This is a genomic window from Williamsia sp. Y844, assembly GCF_056786475.1.
Genome location: NZ_JBXCJB010000002.1, coordinates 61,516 through 79,378, shown reverse-complemented (window position 1 = coordinate 79,378; position 17,863 = coordinate 61,516). Strand labels below are relative to the sequence as shown.

Genomic DNA, 17,863 nt, shown 5'->3' with positions numbered 1-17,863 from the left:
GCAGCCAGACCTTCAACGGCCCAATCCCCGAACGACGTGGTCTACGAATACCTAGATCAGCTAAGAACAGCTCCACACGGGGTTGGGGCGACGACGTGGCCTGCGAATAGCCCCGACCGAAACTCGCGAATGTGAGCTGAGATACATCCGCGACCGTGAATGCGGGGTGCACCGATCAGACATACCGTTGACACATAGAGTGTCAACGTCAACGACCGCCGGATCGAGGCGGTGATCGATCAACTGACCCGTGAGGGGTAGCTGCAAATGTCCACAGATGATGTGACGGCAACGCGTACGAAGTCGTCCGGTCTGCGCGAGCTGACGCTGCGAGGGATCATCCTCGGTGGCCTCATCACGCTCGTATTCACAGCTGCGAATGTCTACCTCGGATTGAAGGTCGGCCTCACGTTCGCCACCGCTATCCCGGCGGCAGTCATCTCGATGAGCATCCTGCGCAACTTCGCGAACCACACCGTGGTCGAGAACAACATCGTCCAGACGATCGCGTCGGCAGCGGGCACCCTCTCGGCCATCATCTTCGTGTTGCCCGGCCTGATCATGGTCGGTTGGTGGACCGGATTTCCCTACTGGATCACCGTGGCCTTGTGTGCGATCGGCGGCATTCTCGGCGTCATGTATTCCATCCCACTGCGACGAGCATTGGTGACGGGATCTGACCTGCCCTATCCCGAAGGTGTGGCCGCTGCCGAGGTGCTGAAGGTCGGCGACACCAACGCGGGCGCCGAGGAAAACCGCGGCGGTATGCGGATCATCATCATGGGCTCGCTCGCAGCCGCGGGATTCTCGCTGCTGGCAGCGCTCAAGGTGATCAGCAACTCTCTGGCCGGTGCGGTCAAGGTCGGCGCGGGCGGCACCATGTGGGGCGCGAGCCTGTCGCTGGCCCTGATCGGTGTCGGTCACCTGGTGGGACTCACCGTCGGTATCGCCATGCTCGTCGGTCTGGTCATCTCGTTCGGCATCCTGCTCCCCGTTCAGACCAACGGCCATCTCCCTGCCGGTGAGTCGCTGCTCGACGGGGTCAGCAGCATTTTCTCCTCCGACGTTCGGTTTGTCGGCGCCGGCGCCATCGCCATCGCCGCGATCTGGACGCTGCTCAAGATCATCGGCCCGATCCTGCGAGGCATCCAGAACTCGTTGGTCTCGGCCCGGGCACGGCGTAAGGGCGACAAGGTCGACCTGACCGAGCAGGACATCCCGATCACCATGGTTGCGATCGTGATCCTGGTGGCACTGATCCCGATCGGGTTGCTGCTCTGGGACTTCGTCCACAACACCGCACTGCATGGGACCGCCACCGGCATCATCTCCGTCAGCATCATCTTCGTCTTTGTCATCGGCCTGGTGGTTGCGGCGGTCTGCGGGTACATGGCCGGTCTCATCGGCTCGTCGAACAGCCCGATCTCCGGTGTAGGAATCCTGGTCGCCATCCTTGCCGCGCTGCTCATCAAGATGGTCTACGGCGACGCCGACGACGCGCAGAACACCGCGCTGATCGCCTTCACCCTGTTCGTGACCTCAGTGGTGTTCGGTGTCGCAACCATCTCCAACGACAATCTGCAGGACCTCAAAACGGGTCAGCTGGTCGGCGCGACGCCGTGGAAGCAGCAGGTCGCACTCATCATCGGCGTGCTCTTCGGATCGGCGATCATTCCGCCGATCCTCGGGCTCATGAACACCGCGTTCGGTTTCGCCGGTGCCCCCGGCGCCGGTGACGACGCCCTCGCGGCCCCGCAGGCCGCGTTGATCTCATCGCTGGCCGAAGGCGTCTTCGGCGGCGATCTCGACTGGAACCTCATCGGCCTCGGCGCATTGATCGGCGTCGGCGTCATCATCATCGACGAGCTCCTGTCGCGGTCAACCTCCAAGTTCAGCCTGCCGCCGCTGGCCGTCGGCATGGGTATGTACCTGCCGATCGCGCTGACCCTGATCATCCCGGTCGGCGCCATCCTCGGCACCTTCTACAACCGGTGGGCCGTTCGGAGCGGCGGCAACGTCGAACGCAAGAAACGGATGGGCGTGCTCCTGGCCACCGGCTTGATCGTCGGCGAAAGCCTGTTCGGCGTCGTGTTCGCCGGCATCGTGGCGGCCACCGGCGACGAGAGTCCACTGGCGGTTGTCGGCGACAGCTTCAGCAGCTGGGCCGAGATCCTGGGCGTTGTTGCCTTTGTCGCGCTCATCGCTTGGCTGTACAAGAAGACTCAGCAGATCGCGAACCCACTCAAAGACGTGACGGTCACCAAGGACTGACGCGGCTCACAGCTCGTCGACGGTGATGTGACCGTCCTGGAGGGCACGCGCGAGCAATATCGCCTTGGTAACCGCCGGCCGGCCGGCCGCTTCGTACTTGTCGCGGATCCGCGTGATGTGGGTGTTGACCGTGGAGCCTGTGATGAACAGGCTGCGCGCGGCTGCGTCCTTGGTGTTGCAGACGAGCCACGTCCGCAGAACTTCGATCTCGCGCGCGCTCAGGGACGGCCTGGTCACAGGTACGGCAGCTTCCATCGTGTCCACGGTGATTCCGATCTTCTGGTCGCCTGCCGCGGATTGACCGGCGATGTGTAATCGAAATTAATGCCGCCGACATGGGTGCACCAGACGCATCTTGCGGGGTCCCCTGAGTTGGGGGCCCTACAAATCGGGGCCTCCACCGTGCCTCGGCTGCGCGCTAGTTCTGAACTTCAGTCCCGGCATGGTCGAAGGTGATGCGCCGGGTTCCGGCGGTGTCATGCACGTAGATCGACGCCAGCGCGGGCCGGTCCGGGGGCAGGATCCGCACGCAGATGTCGCCGTCGTGTGCGTCCCGGAGGGTGTCGATGATCCGTCCGCGAAGCAGTTCCCTGATGGCGGCCGGTGTGGCATCCATCCCGTGATCGTCGATGAGGATCACCTCGACGCCGCGGGCCCGGGCCAGCCGCGCGGCCGCATCGATCTCAGGGCTTGTCAACGCGGGCGCTCGCAGGCGGTCACGCAGGTTCGCCTCGACCAGCTCATAGGTTGCCGCCTCTTGCGGGGTGAACTCCTCAGCGGTCGCGATGCGTTCCAGGAGTGGTCTGGCCATCTCATCGAGCTGGCGCAAACGGGCATCGCGTTCTTCGGTCGCCGCACGTGCGGCCGAGAGCGCTACGATCCGCGCGGTGGCGGCATCACGCAACGCAAAGACGGCTTTCCCGTTGGGCCGCAGCGTGAATGAGAGCAGCGTCGCCATCGCCAGTGGCCCGCCGTCGATGACCACCATCCCGACTCCGAACAAGAATCCCTGGTCGGTGAACGCACCCCACAGCCCGTAGACCAGTGCCATGGCGAGCAACCCCCACCATGCGCTGATCCAGCGTCCGCGCACCGACATGAAACATAGAATCGTTGTGCCCGCCCCGTGCGTCCACCCCTGCAGTGGCACCTCGAGCGGAACGGGCATCACCCACAACATCAGCGCGGACGCGATCGGTCCGGCCGCGGCCAGCGCCCAGGTCGCAGGCACGGGCAGCGGGTCGCCCGGCACCGTGATCAGCGCAATGGTGCCGGCCGCCAGGATCACCAATCCCACCACCACCGGCCAAAATGCACTGATCCCCTGCCGAGTCTCGACGGCAACGATGGTGATCGCGACGATGTATACCGCGACAACACCTTTGGCTGCCGGGGTGTGCATCCCCAGGATCGCGGTGATATCTCGTGGGGCCGCCGATCGTGCCCGGGTGATCATTGTGGCCGTGTCCAGTGCAGGCCGATCCGGGTGCCGTGGCCCGGCTTCGAATCGACCGTGGCACCACCGCCATCGAGAACGGACAGCCGCCCACGAATACTCACCGCAAGACCCAATCGTTGAGGCGCGACCGCACGCAGATCAAACCCGACGCCGTCGTCGCACACGTCCACCCGGATCGCGTCGGCCTCGAGGTGGACGACAACACTTAGCGTCGCCTCCGGTCCGGCGTGGGTGACGCTGTTGCGCACGGCCTCGGTGGTGGCTGCGGCGATGGTCAGCACGACATTGACCGGATAAGACTGCGCGTCATCGCTTCTCGTGACTTCAGCTGCGACAGTCGGGTCCGCATCGACGACCGCTCCGCGCAACTGAGCAACTGCCGCGTTGACCAAGAGGACATCGTCGTCAGTCGGTTGTGTGTGGAATCCGTCCATGTCGGCCAGGGTGCGTTTGGCCTGAACGGCGAGGCGCTGCGAGGCTCCTTGGCGTGCGGCGCCGAGCAACGTCGACATCACACCGTCGTGGGTCAGTGCGTCAAATCGCGTTCGTTCCAGTGTTCTCGCCTGTGTCGCAGCGGCTTCCGCTGCTGCCGCGTACGCCGACTCACGCGTTGCATCGAGGATCCCCGCGGTCCGGATGCCCATCACCGCGGCGGAGAACGGGATCAAGCAAAAGGCGAATGCCCAGGCGATCTCGGGGATCACCGGCCCATTGAACTCAGGCGCTCGGACCTCGTGATTGATCAGCTGGACCACCACGGTCACCCCGGCCAGATAGGCAAACGCCCACCGCGCCCGCCACGCCGCAGCAGCGACGATGGCCGGAAGCCCACTGAATTGCGAGAACCACATGCCTCTTTCGCTGGCCAGGAGCATCCCGTCCCAACCAAGCGGCCACAGTGCCAGGGCCGCCACGTATCCGATCGCTGCGACCGATGCGGTCCTGCGCAACGCCGGGATACTGCTTCGCATCGCGACGGCTCCCATGACGAGCCCGGTCCCGAAGATCAACACGAGTGCCGAGACCGTCCACCACCCGGCCATGACTTCCGTGGACTGCCCGATGTTGGGGATCACCAGGACGAGGTAGAAGAGGTAGCCGCCGCCGACAAACAGTGAGAATTGTTGCAGGATGCGGTGTCCGGCAGTTTTGGCTTCGTCCCCGATCGCCGCGGCTATCGCCGGAAACGTCGCGGAATCGGTAGCCATCCGTCCTCAATCGCTCGTTTGTACAGGTCGGTTTTGGTGGGTGCGGGCCGTCCCGCGTCGCGATACTTGCGGCGGATGCGGTCGACGTAGTCGCTGACGGTATCCGGCGACAAACCGGTTTCTTTCGCCACCCGCGCCGTCGGTTCTCCCGACGCATACAACTCCAGCACTTGCCGCAGCCGGGGCGAGAGGTCGACAAAGCCGGGGTCCGAATCGAGTGCGGCCGCCCAATCCACCGACGCCACCTGCCGTCCCGCCCCAGCAGTCCGGATCGCGTCCTGGATCTCGGCCTTACGCGCAGACTTTCGAATCACCCCGAGGACTCCCGCGGCGGCAGCTTCCCGCACCAGAAACGGTTCATCACCGGAGGTGTAGACAAGCGCTTCGATATCGGCTTCGCGCAACCGGGTCACATTCGAATGCGGCGACGATCCGTCGGACAACCGGAGGTCCAAGATCACCAGTCCGATGTCTGAGGTCGACTGCAACAACTGATCCACCGTCTCCGCACCGGCAACGAAGGCCATGTCCTCGCCCTCCTCGATGATCGTCCGCAATCCCTCCACCACGGACTCATGGTCGTCGATCACCGCCACCTGTAACACTCGGCGGGCCGTCACCGGTTCCCCCGGCCATAAGAACGCATCCCGACATTCTGACGCACAGATTCGAAATCTGCGCGCCAGGATTATCCTTTTTCAATTAGTTAGTGCAAGTATTTCTGTTTCCGAATTACCGCTGGCACAACGGCATACAGAAAACAGTCCCACGAATAGTGGACCGATCCTGTAATGCGAACGCGTGGAAATCACCGCTGCGCCGGACACCCACAGACGATGTCGCCGACCACAGCTGTTCACGAGGACCAGCAGATCGCCTCGCCAATGTTGGGCGATGTTGTGATCCATAGCCAGGACTGGAGCACCGGCACTCGTCACGTTCGTCTGGCACGAATCGGCCGCAGGTCGCCGACGACGTATCCTTCGGGTGGATGCACACCGTCGAACTAGGAGGTTCCCGTGGCCGGCGGACTCGTCGCACTGCTGGATGACATCGCAGCGATCACGAAGGTTGCCGCAGCGTCCCTCGACGATGTCGCAGCGGCCGCAGGCAAGGCCAGTGTCAAGGCAGCAGGCGTGGTTGTCGACGACACTGCTGTCACCCCCCGCTACGTGCACGGATTCTCTCCTGCCCGCGAACTGCCCATCGTCGGCAAGATCGCGCTCGGATCGATCCGCAACAAGCTCCTGATCATCCTGCCGGTGGCCATGCTGCTGAGCCAGTTCCTCCCTGGAGCTCTGCCGTATCTGCTGATCGCCGGCGGCCTGTTCCTGTCCTACGAGGGCGCGGAGAAAGTCTACGAGGCGCTCTCCGGCCACTCTGGCCACGCCGAAGAGCCAACCGAGCGTGGTCCCGAGTTCGAGAAGACGATGGTCAACGGCGCAATCCGTACCGACCTGATCCTCTCGGCCGAGATCATGGTGCTCTCGCTGTCGTCGGTGGAAGACGAACCGTTCGTGACCCGTCTGCTGGTCCTCATCGTCGTCGCCTTCCTCATCACCGCGCTCGTCTACGGCGTCGTGGCGCTGATCGTGAAGATGGACGACGTCGGTCTGGCGCTGGCAGGGCGCAAGTCGACGCTGAGCCAACGCGTCGGCCGCGGCCTGGTGTCCGCCATGCCGAAGCTGATGTCGGTCCTCACGGTCGTCGGCATCGCGGCGATGTTGTGGGTCGGCGGACACATCCTGCTGATCAACATCGGCGAAGCCGGGTTCCACTGGCCCGCCGATCAACTTCACGACCTCGAGCACTGGTTCGGACACCTCGTCCACGGAGGGTTCGGTGGAGTGCTCTCCTGGATCGCCGGCACCACGGCGTCAGCCGTGTTCGGCCTGATCGTCGGCGCGATCATCGTGGCGATCATGCACGTGATCCCCAAGCGCAAGAAGGCGGACGCCGCGCACTGACAGCTCGCTGGAATGCCACTTCGAGACGAATGTTCTACTGGGATCCGTGACCGAACGCGCCATCGCCCTGGACATTTCCCCCGAAGCCCTGACACTCGGGATCTCGTTGTATTCCATGGCGATCCTGGTCAGCATCGGCGTCGGCATCAACGCCGCCCGGCGGCATCGTCGTCGGCTGGCGTGGATCATGGCGACCGTCGTCGGGGTGTTGACCGTCGCGGGCGTGGTCATCGCGGTTCTGAGTAGTACGACGCATTCCCCGTAGCGCCCGACGTGACCCAGTTATGGCACCACTTCGAGGATCGTTGATCTTGTCAGACCCAACTCGGCCGCCATCGCTTGCACCACAGCCAGAGCCGGCGTCCACTTCTCAGGCGGAATCGGCGTCGACGAGACCAGCATTGGCGTCGTCACCTCGAATCCGCCAGATTGGCTCAGCTCACCAGGACACGCCAACTTCCCGACGCTCTGCCCCTTTCCCAATACAGCTCAGGCACTACGTTGTTCACCGCCTCGGCGATCCGCCATGAGAGTGCCTCGAACTCCAGGGCCACGTGTTCAAGCGGTGGCAGCCCCCCGAGCCGCTGCCTGATCTCGGCGATTCGGTCCACAGAGGCGTCAGATCCTTCAAACAGCTCAACCTGCGCTGCAGTACAACTCGACAACACGACCGTCGACACACACGCCGTCGCGCACGCATCACTTGCCTAGCGCCTCATCGGTCCCCAAACTGTTGACCAGTCACCAATGCAACGAGAACTTTATGCCCTCACGATCGGGCGATTGACGCCCTGTGGCCCGATATTGTCACGCGGCGTGTGGCCCAGACGCCCTATGCTCGGGCGGTGAACGAACGAGCCCAATCATTCATCGGCGAGTACCAGCGTGCACGTCGCCGGCGGCCCGATGCCCTGTTCATTCATCGAGGAAGCCCCTCACCTGGAGTGATCCAAGACTTCTGGGAGTGGTCCACGTCGGATCTTCTCAGCAACACCACACGCGGAGTACTCGCGGAGTACATCGTGGGGATGGCACTGGGGTGTGTCGACGGCGATGTCCGACGCGAATGGGATGCCTACGATCTCGTGACCGCGGACGGTTTGCGTGTCGAGGTGAAGTCCGCTGCTTATCTTCAATCTTGGAAACAAATGTCGCCGTCCGCGATCTCGTTCAGCGTCAGCCCCGCAACGGCATGGTTCGCCGAAACGAACTCGTACTCCGAGGCACGCCGTCGCGAAGCAGATGTCTACGTCTTCTGCGTTTTCGGGACGACTGACCGGGACCGCGCCGATCCACTCGACCTAGACCAGTGGACGTTTTTCGTCTCCCCGACCTCAGCGATCAACAGCGCGTTGGGCGAACAGAAATCAGTCACCATCAACAGTCTTCGGGCCCGTGTCAAGCCTGTCGAAGTCAGGTACGCCGGCCTTGCTGACGCGATCCGTGGTGCAGCAGCTCGCTGAGCGTATTGAATGCGATGAAGCCCGCGCTGTAATCCCCCAGCTCATCAGACAGCACTGCCGGCCAATCGGATTCAGGCCGCCTGCATGCCGCGCACCGCAATCATATGTTCAGATGAATTTTCGGGTGATCCGTTACAGCCCAATATGATTCCCGAATATCTGTAACGCTTTCGGTTGTCGCTACTATAACCAGCTGACGCCCTTGAACGTTCCGCGAAACGTGCCGGGCCAGTTCCACCCCCGATGTGCCCGAAGGGCTCTCACCACATCGTCTCACCATGGCCGTCATGCCTCGGCGTCCGGAGACGTTGACCATCCTTCCGAGTCGTATCCCGCTTCCTCGAAGCGGATCACTGTCCGATGCACTCGGTATCAACAACAGAAAGAACAGATCTCGTGACCACACCACCTCCCCCACCTCCATTCAATGGTTCGAACTCCGGAGAGCCCTCATGGGCCAACCCGGGTGACAGCAATCCGGCCGGCCAAACGCCGAAGAAGTCCAAGAAGCCGTGGATCTTTGGCGGCATCGCCGCAGTCGTCGTACTTTTCGTCATCGCCGCTGTTGCCGGCGGTGGTGACGCGGAGAAAGACACCTCCACGACTGCAGCAAGCTCGTCCGTTGCAACGGCGACGGTCCCACCGAGCACTGTCACCGTTGAACCCACCACGACCACAATCGCCCCTGCGCCGACATCAACGCGCGCAGTCGCCCCGGTCGCTCCAGTGACCACGTCTGCGGCCGCCGCCGGCGGCATCATGCCTGCTGTGGTGTGCATGAACCTTCAAGATGCACAGGACCTCATTCAGGAGAATGGCGTCTTCCTTTCTCGCAGCAGCGATGCCACCGGCGAGGGACGTCGACAGGTGATCGACAGCAACTGGGTCGTGGTAGGACAGACACCCGAGGCCGGAACCCCCATCACCGAAGGTGAGGCGGTTCTGTCGGTTGTCAAGATCGGCGAAACCAGCAGCTGCTAGGCATGACTCGCAAATAGGCCGCGCTCACAACCACAGAGGTTGTGAGCGCGGACTTCACGAGTGTGCGGCAATCACAGCCCTCTTGGCTTCTCGGAACTCGTCGGCATCGATCAGCCCCTGGCTGTATAGATTCGCCAGCTTCTCGATTTCTATCGCCAACCCGCCGGCGTTGGGTGCCTCGACCGGCGCTTTCTCAACAACTCGCGGCTCAAGCGGGGGTTTCCACAAAGATACCGGCTTCCTTCGTTGAGCAGTAGCGACTTTGCGCCGGAGCTCGTCGAGTTGCGGCAGTGCGTTATCGTGCAGGGCCCACGGCAATCTAAGCGCATTCGGAGCCGTTCCGTCCCAACCGCGCACGCTGTCCAGGGCAGCCCCTGCAGAATCCCACGCGCGCACTTCCAATACGCCATCTGACAGCCCACGCCGGTACTCGATCTCGGAGATATTGGAGTAGGTAAGGGAAACCGCTCGCGACTCAAATATCCTGCCATTCATGATTTGTGCCTTCACGATGACGATCCGATCTTCGAACGCGGCCAACAAACCGGCCGAGCCGTTGCTGATGATCAGCGTCGGCAATTCGTCGGGGCGCGAACTATTCTCGATGGCCTTCGCCCAGGAGTCATCGAGCGGAACTCCCAGGACCTGGGTCGATTCCTGAGCCGTTGTACGCTGCAGATGTGCATCGATAACCGTTGCTGCGGCTTTGTGGAGCGTCGTCGTTTCCTCGACACTTGCAGGCCCGCGACCCGCGTCTACGAGGTACTGAACGTAGTACCGAATGAATTCGATTTCATCTTTCCGGACGTCCCCGAAACTGACTTCCTTTTTCGCCGTGTTCACGATCAACCGAAGCGATCCCAGCTTCTCCGTAAAACCGAACCCGACGATCTTGTTCACATCAGCCGAAAGCACCACAATCTTATCCGCTGTCATTGCGTAACTCTTGAAGCCGAGTAGTCGCCGATTCGTCACCGCCAGGGCTTCGGTTTGCGGCACCAGACGAACGACCTTCGCAAAGGCCCAAATTTCCTCGCCCTCAGCCAATACCGGCGCAAGTGCCTTTGCCCACTTTGCAGCGGTTTTGTCCTTGATCTTGGGCGGTACTACATACATTATGTTCCTTCAAACTTGTATCCATTGACCCCGCTCCCCTGATTCAGTTCAAAAAACACCCTGCTCCGCCAGTACCCAGCGCACCGGGTCCAAACAGCGGAACGGTGTAATCCCGTTGGCATGAAGTCTTGCACCAACGGGGGATTCGCCTAGGGCCGATACCGCGAAGAACCGATTGGTGTACTGCTGGCCGGTGTGTGGATTCTCAAGATTCTTGAGCATCGGCCCCGCGTCCAACTTCTGCAACAAGCTACTCACCTCAGCGTCGAGGAGCTCGCCGTCGGCGTCGTCGTAGGGCTGCAGCTTCAACCCCGGGTCACGCGAGAACGAGGCACCCGCGTTAGCCATGATCTGTCCCCACTCGCTGCCTCGGACACCTTGAAGTGCTTGGAGGGCATCGAACTTCGACAAGATGATCGCCAACTTCGGCGTTCCACGGCCGATCAGCTTCATGACGTTGCGAAGGACCATTCGAGGATCACCACCACGATTGGTCTGGACGGGTACCAGATCCTGCAACTGGTGGCCGATCTCGTCGACTTTCAGCGGATCGAACATGAACAACACAGCGTCAGCGGCCCCGAAGAACTGCCACGGATAGCCGCCGACCTCGCTGTTCTCGAGGTCCTCCCCGGCCACATCTCGGATGACGAGGTAGTGCTTGACCCCGTTCCAGATGCCGATGCTGAAGATCAAAGGAACCTGCTGGGGACTTCCTTCGGTTGAGGACGACGGGGTGGATTGGAGGATGCCCCGTTGTTCGAACAGCGGTCTCTCATAGACATTTTCATAGTGCTTCGCGACCTGATCGTCGGCCGGTTCGACCACCACGTTCATCCGCTCGGCGTACTTCTCGAGCTGTTTGATCAAGACCGCGATATACACCGTCTTCCCGGTCGCTCGCGCACCTGCCATCACCAGGCAGGTTGATACACCCCAACGCCACAGATCCGGCAGCACAAAATGGCAGATCGGGCATATGTCGAGAACGGATCCACCCAGTTCCGCTTCTGCCCACCCGATGTCTGGAACCCACGCGGGAGGAGCATCCTGCGGCTTACGCAGTTCACACGTCTTACCCATCCGGACATCTCGTCCGCTGAAAGCGGTTGCCCGGTCGTCCGTTTCAGAGACTGACGGCTCGGCTTCGGTCCATGCGAACCAGTCGGGTCCGAGGAAGTTGAAACAGCGTGGGCATTTGTTCACAGCGAAGTGCTCCTGACATTCAATACAGCCAACAAGCCGCCGACGACTTCGTCGACCAGTGCAGGTTCGGCGAGAAGGCGATCGACAGCGTTCTCACCTGGCAGCGGCGGCGGGCACACCGCCCCCACAAAATTGGGATCGGTCAACGCCGCGCGTGACGGCGACAGCACCAGCTGTGTACTCAAGCCGCGTGATGCCACCTGTGTCGGCGCATCAGTGACGGCGATCGCCAACTGTGCACCGCCCTGAGCTACAACCGGTTCTGCGAGCGCGGCACCGACTCCCATACCCGTGGCCGCGACAGCCGATTCGAATGCCGCCGTGAAATCGTCGCCTTCCAGGGCAACTTCAGTGACGGTCCGACCCGAAAGAACCGCGCGCACCGGCGCACCCGCGGACAAGACCGCCGCGACTCCCGTGGCGATTTGTATCGCGGCACCGACACTTCCGTCGGAGATGAGCGACGCCATCGACAAACTGGCGTCCACCACAACCACAACCTCCAGCTGGCGTCCGGAGGGAAGCTGGTCGACTCCGAGTGCTCCGCGCGCCGCCGACCTCGCCCGCGCAGCCAGAGGCGTCAGTGGCAATTCTGGGCGGATCAGGCGTGTAGTGACCGAAACCTGTTCGCTGCCAGACGGACCTATCACCGCCAACTCGAGCGCGCTCAGTCCCGACACGTCCCGGGGCGTCAACTGGGCCCGGTCCGGATCCAGATCGTTCGAGCTGTCGAGACCCACTGCAACATGCAGAACGGTCCCTTGCGGAAACGTCGACAGGGATCCCGAAGGCACCGCTGAGATGACCACGTCGTGATCGACCCGGGGAACGATCAACATCCCTGGGCTGTGGGCGATCACCGAAGTGTCGATCATGCCGTCTCGGCGGGCCACCAATGCAGCGGCGTCAACGGCGCCGGTCACCGACATGGTGACGGCCAGCGGCCGCTTCGGCAGCTGAGCGGAACTGGTTCCGTCCAGTACGTAGGTCACCATCAGGTGTGATCCTCTCGGTTGGTCAATGAGAAACGAGGGCGCGACGATTCGCGGGCGAGAAGTCCACGCTCGCGCAGCCACGTCTTTCCGGGCGTGCGGTATTCGGAAAAGAAGCGTTCGGCTTCGGCTGCGGTGAGGCCACGCACGGATTCCCACAAGGCGTCCCGCACGTCCTCGACAGTTGTCGGCCCGCGGTAGGTGGCAGTCCCGAGCTGCTTGTCGATCATCCGATCCATCCAGGTGACCGGAGAATGGTCGACGTCTACCCGTGCGCACAAAGCGATCGGCGATATGCCGATATCCATTTGTGAGCTGGCGGATTCACCGGCTATCCACGCGATGTCGATGACGTCGCGCTCCACGAGTCGGTCGATCCAATCGATCAATTCCGGCTCGAATGAGCGCAACCGTTTCGCCAATCGATCAACCGCAGGCGCGTCGACCGATGCCCAAGTGCGACCTCGTGATTGCGCGGCTATGAACAGCGCACCCAACGGAACACACACATCTTTGTCGGCGTGGTCGAAAACTTCTGGGTGTAGCTCGTTCACCAGCAACTGCACCTCGGTGTCCATGAGCGTGAGCGCCCAGCGCGTTTCGAAGTCGGTCCAGGCTGACGCGGATCGGACACGGGCTACCGCGACGACCAATTTCGATGCATCGTCGAGGGGATCGGGTTGCGCCAGAGGGTAGTTGCAGACGTAGTCGACCACACTATCGAGGTCTTCGGACGCAGGTGCGTACAGCACGCGTCGCCAAGCCAGGGCGGGCAGGACGTTCTGTGGATACCGGTCGATGAGGTTCAGCAACTGGACCGTCGTCAGTGAGTGGTGCTTTATCAGCCGCGCGACCCGCTCATAGCGTTCGACCACCGAGTAACCGCGCAACGCCATCACACACTCGACAGCGATGTGGACCAGCTCAGCCTTCCTCTGCGGAGACAGCGAGTCCCCGGCAGGATCGTCCAACAGGGCGGCGATATAGAGCGGGAAAAGCTCGCACACGTGCTGGTCGAGCGTGATGGGTCCGGTAGCGCCGAGCCCGGGCTGAATGCCGTTGTCACCGAACAGCCATCGCCACACATTCAGGTCGAGTTCATGCGGCGCATGAATCACTGTTGCCACTACACGCTGCAACACCAACGACATCGTGGCGCCCGAAATACCCGCGGTTGCCTTCGCAAAGGCGCCCGCACGAGAGCGCGCTCGCAAGAACTCGACACCCGAAACATCAACGAGGTCGCACAGCGCATTCATCGCGGCATCCAGACCAGGTCCGGGGCGTGCCACCCGATTCAGCAATTCGCCTACCCGCAACGCCGAGAGCACAACGGATTCCGACGCCGGGGGTGCCACAGCCGACAGCGAGGCCTGGATTACGTTGAGCCATAGCGTGAATTGGTCGTGCAAGCGACCGAAATCGACATTGCGGCACACCGGCACCGGCTCGAGGTTCGTCTCAGGTGCAGCCAGCCACGCTTTTGAACCCAGCGCACACCTGACCAGTTGCAGCGCTGCTCTGGATTGACTGCCTCCGGCGTACCTGATCCGGGCGAGCCGCCCAATCGCTTCGACGGGTGTCTTGGGCGCGTCCGCGACGTAGAGGTTCTCGACGAGGTCGCGAAGCCGCTCGGAACTACCCAGGTGTGACGGATGATCGTCGGTCACCGCATGCGCGGATTCCCTGTCGACGTCACCGAGCCCCATCAGCCGACTGGCCACCGCGATGGGCCACACCGGCGAAAGGTCGCGATCTCCGACCTCACGAGCTACGTCGTCCTGCAGTCGGATCACCCGCATCGCACGGTCGGCATCAACCAGTGCCGCCTGCGCGAGCAGCGACCACGGCGAGACCGGCACCTCGAAGGCCGATGTCGAGGGGGTATGACCTTTCCCACCCAGTGCGCCCAGTGGCGGGTCTTCCTCGTCGGCGTCGATGACAACCCAGTCTGCGGCCGGTAGTTCGACGTCGTTTTTCGGAACGCAGATGAGGTTCATTCCCCGTCGGGCGTCAGCGAGCGCGAGTTCGGGCTTGTCATGTGTTGTCCACGAGAAGCGACGGGCGGTACCCGGCGACATGAAGTAACTCACCGCACCGATCCATTGAGGAGCGTCGGCGGTCGCGGTCAGCAGGACCACGGGCCGCCCACCGGTCATCGCGTCGTAGACCGCATCGAGAAGCACCTGGATCACACCTTCGCGGTACGTCTCCAGGAGGAAGCCCACCGCCCTGCCCATGGTGATGAGCGCGCCGGCCTGAACGCGTTGACGTCCAGACAATGTTGTCGCGCGGACCGGTTGGGCGTTGTAGGGCCGCAACCAATCCGGAGAATTCCACAACTCGATCGGGCGCAGCGACGGCCGCTCGGCGACGTCGTCATCCAATACGACATGCGCAAAGACGTTTCCGGGCCGACCGGAGCCATCGAGACCTGCATCCACCGTGTGCCAATAGATGCCGGCTCCATCAGGGAGTGCGTCGTACGCGAGCCGCGCCGGACGCCCTTCGATGGTCGCGATGGTCGGAAACTGTGGCAGCGGCGAGCCCACATCGAACTTGGTGACGATGCGCTCTGTCATCGCGTCGATGTCCGCCGTGGTCAGGTTCCCGACCTTGTCCTTCACCTGCCATCCACCACCGCTACCTGATCCGTTGTCGAACGACGTGTAGATCAGTTCCCCGTACCGGCCCGTTTTGTAGAGCGACGTGATCCCGAGACGCTCGTCCTCACCGAACACGCTTGTTGTCACGTTGCCTGCCCCACCTGGGCATCCAATTGCAGCCAGGCCAACGGCGGGTCGGCGAGGGCAATCCGCCGGACTGGAAAGCCGCCGTCTTCGACGGACTCGGCCATGCCACGCGTATCCGCAAACAACCGAACGTAACCGGACTGGTTGGGCAGAAGAGCACGCCACCCGTTCTCCGGTTGACCCTTCATGAGCCGCTCGACGACGAGCTGCCACGCCTGTTGCTGCGAATGGGGCGACATCAGGGGAACGGTGACTCCGTCGTAGGGCCCCAACGGAAACCGGCTCGGGTTGTGCACCATCACAAATGGAGGCGGCGCATCGAGGTCGGTGTCGCTTTCCAGCTGGATGGCGACCACACGACCATTCGCGTCAGCGTGGACCTCGGGAAGTGAATATTTGATGCGAGTGAGGCCGGGGTACGGAATCCCGGTGTGCTCGCCGCGAACCTGCACGCCGCCGGAATAAGCCACCGGAACGAGATAGACCATGCATCCGGCGGGCAGTTCCTTCGAGAAGGTCAGGCCCCCATCACGACGATGGTGCCGCAAGTGGATTTCCTCCAGCGGATGTCCCACTATCGCCTGTTCGGCAGGAACCGAAGGCGGAGCCACATACGCCAGCACACTCGCCGCACCCGACGGCCATCCGAATGAAACGATTTGCGCATCGAATCGCTCGATGATGCGGGCGTCTGCCACGGCAGGCAGCGGACGCGTCTGAACGCGCACCTTACCGACCTTCGCGTGGTCGGCCAAGACCGTGACGGGCGTGAAATACGTGCGATCCCAATCGCCGTGCCATGGCACCGCGGTCATGCGCGACGCCATCGAATCAGCCGCCACCACAGGGTGCTTCAGCTGAGCGGCATCATCAAGACCCTGCGGCGCGAGGGCTTCCTGCGGCAACTCCGACAACTCGAGGTCTGCCGGCGGCGGAGTCGGGCTTCGGTAGATCACAACCCGCCCTGCAGGCGGCGTGGACCATCGCAGTTCGAACTCTCCGATCCGATCAGCGCTCAGGGTTACCTGTAGGTCCGTCACCGGTTGCAGCACAACCGATACTGCTATGTCCTTCTGCACAGGATTGGCGAGCCGCACGCTGTTGCCCACACTTACTTCTGCCAAGGCGCGGTACAGGTAACGCTCGCCGCGGGTGACCTCTGTGTCGACGAATCCGGTCAGATTGGGTTCGCTGGAGAGGATCTGGTGGCGGGGATCGTTCAATCCTCGAACACCTTCGCTCAGCGGCACCCGGAAGACTCGGACCGCCCGCGTACCCGGAAAGACGTTCCACTGCGCGATGACTCGGCCTTCGTCTTCGAACAGGTTGAAGTCTGCGACCGGACTGACCACTTCACCCTGCGCAACGAGCACCGGCTGTTGATATCTTGCAGTGCGGACGTCAGTGCCGACGTGGCACCACACCTGGAAAGTGCGCACCGCCGAGGCCAAGAACCGGGTGTCGTCGAATGCGATTTCGGTGGTGGCAACCAGGAGCTCGCCGGCTTCGGGCTTGTGCGGAAATTCGTCTTCGGTGGACACAACACGGTAGATCACGGTGTCGTCGGGTGAGGCCAGATACGGCTCCCAGGTCACACGATGCCCGTCGGGGCCTTTGACGATCACCACCGCACCGGGCTCGACAGGACTCTCTCCGTATTCGAACTCGCAGAAGTCCCTGTGCGCCAATCCCAATCCGCGATCAACTACCGGTGAAACCGCGGCCTGGTCGGTGCCCACACTCGCTGCGGGTGCGGACGCGACCGGGGTCGTTCGTTCAGCGGGCACCGGAACTGCCGGCGCCGCTACGACTGCCGGTGTCGGCGAACCGGCAGACGCAGCCGCCTCGTCCGGGAAGAACTCTGCCAAGATCACCGCGATTTCGGCCGCCAGGGCTGGATCTGCTCCCTGGAGCTTGTTGCGAATCTGGTCTTCGGATACGAACTTGTATTTGACCAGCTTGATCAGGGTCGCATCTTTGATCGCACCGGCGGACTCAACACCATCAGCGATTCGCTGCGAGCGCCACTGCATCAACGCTTCGACGGGATCTGCGGTCACGGAGCCACCAGAGGGGGGCTCAATTACAGCGGCGGGTCGGCTCGCTTCAGTGATCCGTGAACCGCTTGCATCAGCACCGGAGGCAACGCTCACCGGCTCACGCGGGTGCCGCGCCGGCGCCGCAATCTCAGCAGGTACCAGGAGTTCTCGAGGCAGGTTCTGTACCACAGCATACGGATCGAGCCCGAACTTCACCTGGTGCAGGATGTATTCGATCGTCGCCTTCCAGGCGAGTACTACGCCCTCGGTGGCCAACGTGCTCAGTGTTGCGGGGTTAGCAGCGATCGCGGATAACTGCTCTTCCGATGGCACGTCATAGCCATCGGCAACGGCTACCGCCCACAATAGGAGTGCGGTTTCCCGCTTCTGTTGTTTGATGTTCGTCAT

16 protein-coding genes are annotated in these 17,863 nt (G+C 62.5%); 5 read left to right on the top strand and 11 right to left on the bottom strand.

Going from position 1 to position 17,863, the window contains the following annotated elements; all coding sequences use genetic code 11:
* Positions 1–267 precede the first annotated feature (267 nt).
* Positions 268–2,271, top strand: a complete 2,004-nt coding sequence (locus AC1TQG_RS12735; RefSeq protein WP_482137401.1) for an OPT family oligopeptide transporter — start codon at positions 268–270, stop codon at positions 2,269–2,271.
* Positions 2,272–2,277: 6 nt separating this feature from the next.
* Here AC1TQG_RS12735 and AC1TQG_RS12730 read toward each other — a convergent pair whose 3' ends face one another.
* From AC1TQG_RS12730 to AC1TQG_RS12715, 4 genes are all read right to left on the bottom strand, one after another.
* The gene (locus tag AC1TQG_RS12730) at positions 2,278–2,526 is read right to left on the bottom strand and encodes a LuxR C-terminal-related transcriptional regulator (RefSeq protein ID WP_482137400.1); all 249 of its coding nucleotides are present in this window, start codon (positions 2,524–2,526) and stop codon (positions 2,278–2,280) included.
* Between the two features lie 163 nt (positions 2,527–2,689).
* On the bottom strand, positions 2,690–3,727 hold the full coding sequence (locus AC1TQG_RS12725) for a hypothetical protein (RefSeq protein ID WP_482137399.1): 1,038 nt from the start codon (positions 3,725–3,727) through the stop codon (positions 2,690–2,692).
* Positions 3,724–4,938 (bottom strand): sensor histidine kinase, encoded by a 1,215-nt coding sequence (locus AC1TQG_RS12720; RefSeq protein ID WP_482137398.1) that lies wholly within the window; start codon positions 4,936–4,938, stop codon positions 3,724–3,726. The genes AC1TQG_RS12725 and AC1TQG_RS12720 overlap by 4 nt, the downstream gene beginning before the upstream one ends.
* Positions 4,905–5,558 carry a response regulator gene (locus AC1TQG_RS12715; protein WP_482137397.1) on the bottom strand — a complete coding sequence of 218 codons (654 nt, stop codon included), beginning with the start codon at positions 5,556–5,558 and terminating at the stop codon, positions 4,905–4,907. Before AC1TQG_RS12715 ends, AC1TQG_RS12720 begins: the two co-directional genes overlap by 34 nt.
* Positions 5,559–5,957: 399 nt before the next feature.
* Here AC1TQG_RS12715 and AC1TQG_RS12710 point away from each other — a divergent pair, with 399 nt between their 5' ends.
* The gene (locus tag AC1TQG_RS12710) at positions 5,958–6,905 is read left to right on the top strand and encodes a DUF808 domain-containing protein (protein WP_482137396.1); all 948 of its coding nucleotides are present in this window, start codon (positions 5,958–5,960) and stop codon (positions 6,903–6,905) included.
* Between the two features lie 46 nt (positions 6,906–6,951).
* The gene (locus tag AC1TQG_RS12705; RefSeq protein ID WP_482137395.1) at positions 6,952–7,170 is read left to right on the top strand and encodes a hypothetical protein; all 219 of its coding nucleotides are present in this window, start codon (positions 6,952–6,954) and stop codon (positions 7,168–7,170) included.
* Between the two features lie 17 nt (positions 7,171–7,187).
* On the opposite strand, the gene AC1TQG_RS12700 is transcribed toward AC1TQG_RS12705, so the two are convergent.
* Together AC1TQG_RS12700 and AC1TQG_RS12695 are read right to left on the bottom strand one after the other, a co-directional pair.
* The gene (locus AC1TQG_RS12700) at positions 7,188–7,361 is read right to left on the bottom strand and encodes an LppA family lipoprotein (protein WP_482137394.1); all 174 of its coding nucleotides are present in this window, start codon (positions 7,359–7,361) and stop codon (positions 7,188–7,190) included.
* Positions 7,340–7,516 carry an LppA family lipoprotein gene (locus AC1TQG_RS12695; protein WP_482137393.1) on the bottom strand — a complete coding sequence of 59 codons (177 nt, stop codon included), beginning with the start codon at positions 7,514–7,516 and terminating at the stop codon, positions 7,340–7,342. The genes AC1TQG_RS12700 and AC1TQG_RS12695 overlap by 22 nt, the downstream gene beginning before the upstream one ends.
* Before the next feature lie 234 nt (positions 7,517–7,750).
* Here AC1TQG_RS12695 and AC1TQG_RS12690 point away from each other — a divergent pair, with 234 nt between their 5' ends.
* Together AC1TQG_RS12690 and AC1TQG_RS12685 are read left to right on the top strand one after the other, a co-directional pair.
* Positions 7,751–8,368 (top strand): hypothetical protein, encoded by a 618-nt coding sequence (locus AC1TQG_RS12690; RefSeq protein WP_482137392.1) that lies wholly within the window; start codon positions 7,751–7,753, stop codon positions 8,366–8,368.
* 396 nt (positions 8,369–8,764) lie between these two features.
* On the top strand, positions 8,765–9,349 hold the full coding sequence (locus AC1TQG_RS12685) for a PASTA domain-containing protein (protein ID WP_482137391.1): 585 nt from the start codon (positions 8,765–8,767) through the stop codon (positions 9,347–9,349).
* A gap of 54 nt (positions 9,350–9,403) precedes the next feature.
* Here the strand turns inward: AC1TQG_RS12685 and AC1TQG_RS12680 are convergent, their stop codons facing one another.
* Genes AC1TQG_RS12680 through AC1TQG_RS12660 form a run of 5 tightly spaced genes read right to left on the bottom strand, consistent with a single transcriptional unit; the run spans position 9,404 to position 17,863 of the window.
* A complete protein-coding gene (locus tag AC1TQG_RS12680; protein ID WP_482137390.1) occupies positions 9,404–10,465 on the bottom strand; it encodes a PH domain-containing protein in 1,062 nt (353 codons plus the stop codon).
* A 48-nt stretch (positions 10,466–10,513) separates the two neighbouring features.
* On the bottom strand, positions 10,514–11,671 hold the full coding sequence (locus AC1TQG_RS12675) for a hypothetical protein (RefSeq protein ID WP_482137389.1): 1,158 nt from the start codon (positions 11,669–11,671) through the stop codon (positions 10,514–10,516).
* On the bottom strand, positions 11,668–12,666 hold the full coding sequence (locus AC1TQG_RS12670) for a hypothetical protein (RefSeq protein ID WP_482137388.1): 999 nt from the start codon (positions 12,664–12,666) through the stop codon (positions 11,668–11,670). Before AC1TQG_RS12670 ends, AC1TQG_RS12675 begins: the two co-directional genes overlap by 4 nt.
* On the bottom strand, positions 12,666–15,416 hold the full coding sequence (locus AC1TQG_RS12665) for a GAP1-N2 domain-containing protein (RefSeq protein ID WP_482137387.1): 2,751 nt from the start codon (positions 15,414–15,416) through the stop codon (positions 12,666–12,668). Before AC1TQG_RS12665 ends, AC1TQG_RS12670 begins: the two co-directional genes overlap by 1 nt.
* A complete protein-coding gene (locus tag AC1TQG_RS12660) occupies positions 15,413–17,863 on the bottom strand; it encodes a SaeA-related protein (RefSeq protein ID WP_482137386.1) in 2,451 nt (816 codons plus the stop codon). Before AC1TQG_RS12660 ends, AC1TQG_RS12665 begins: the two co-directional genes overlap by 4 nt.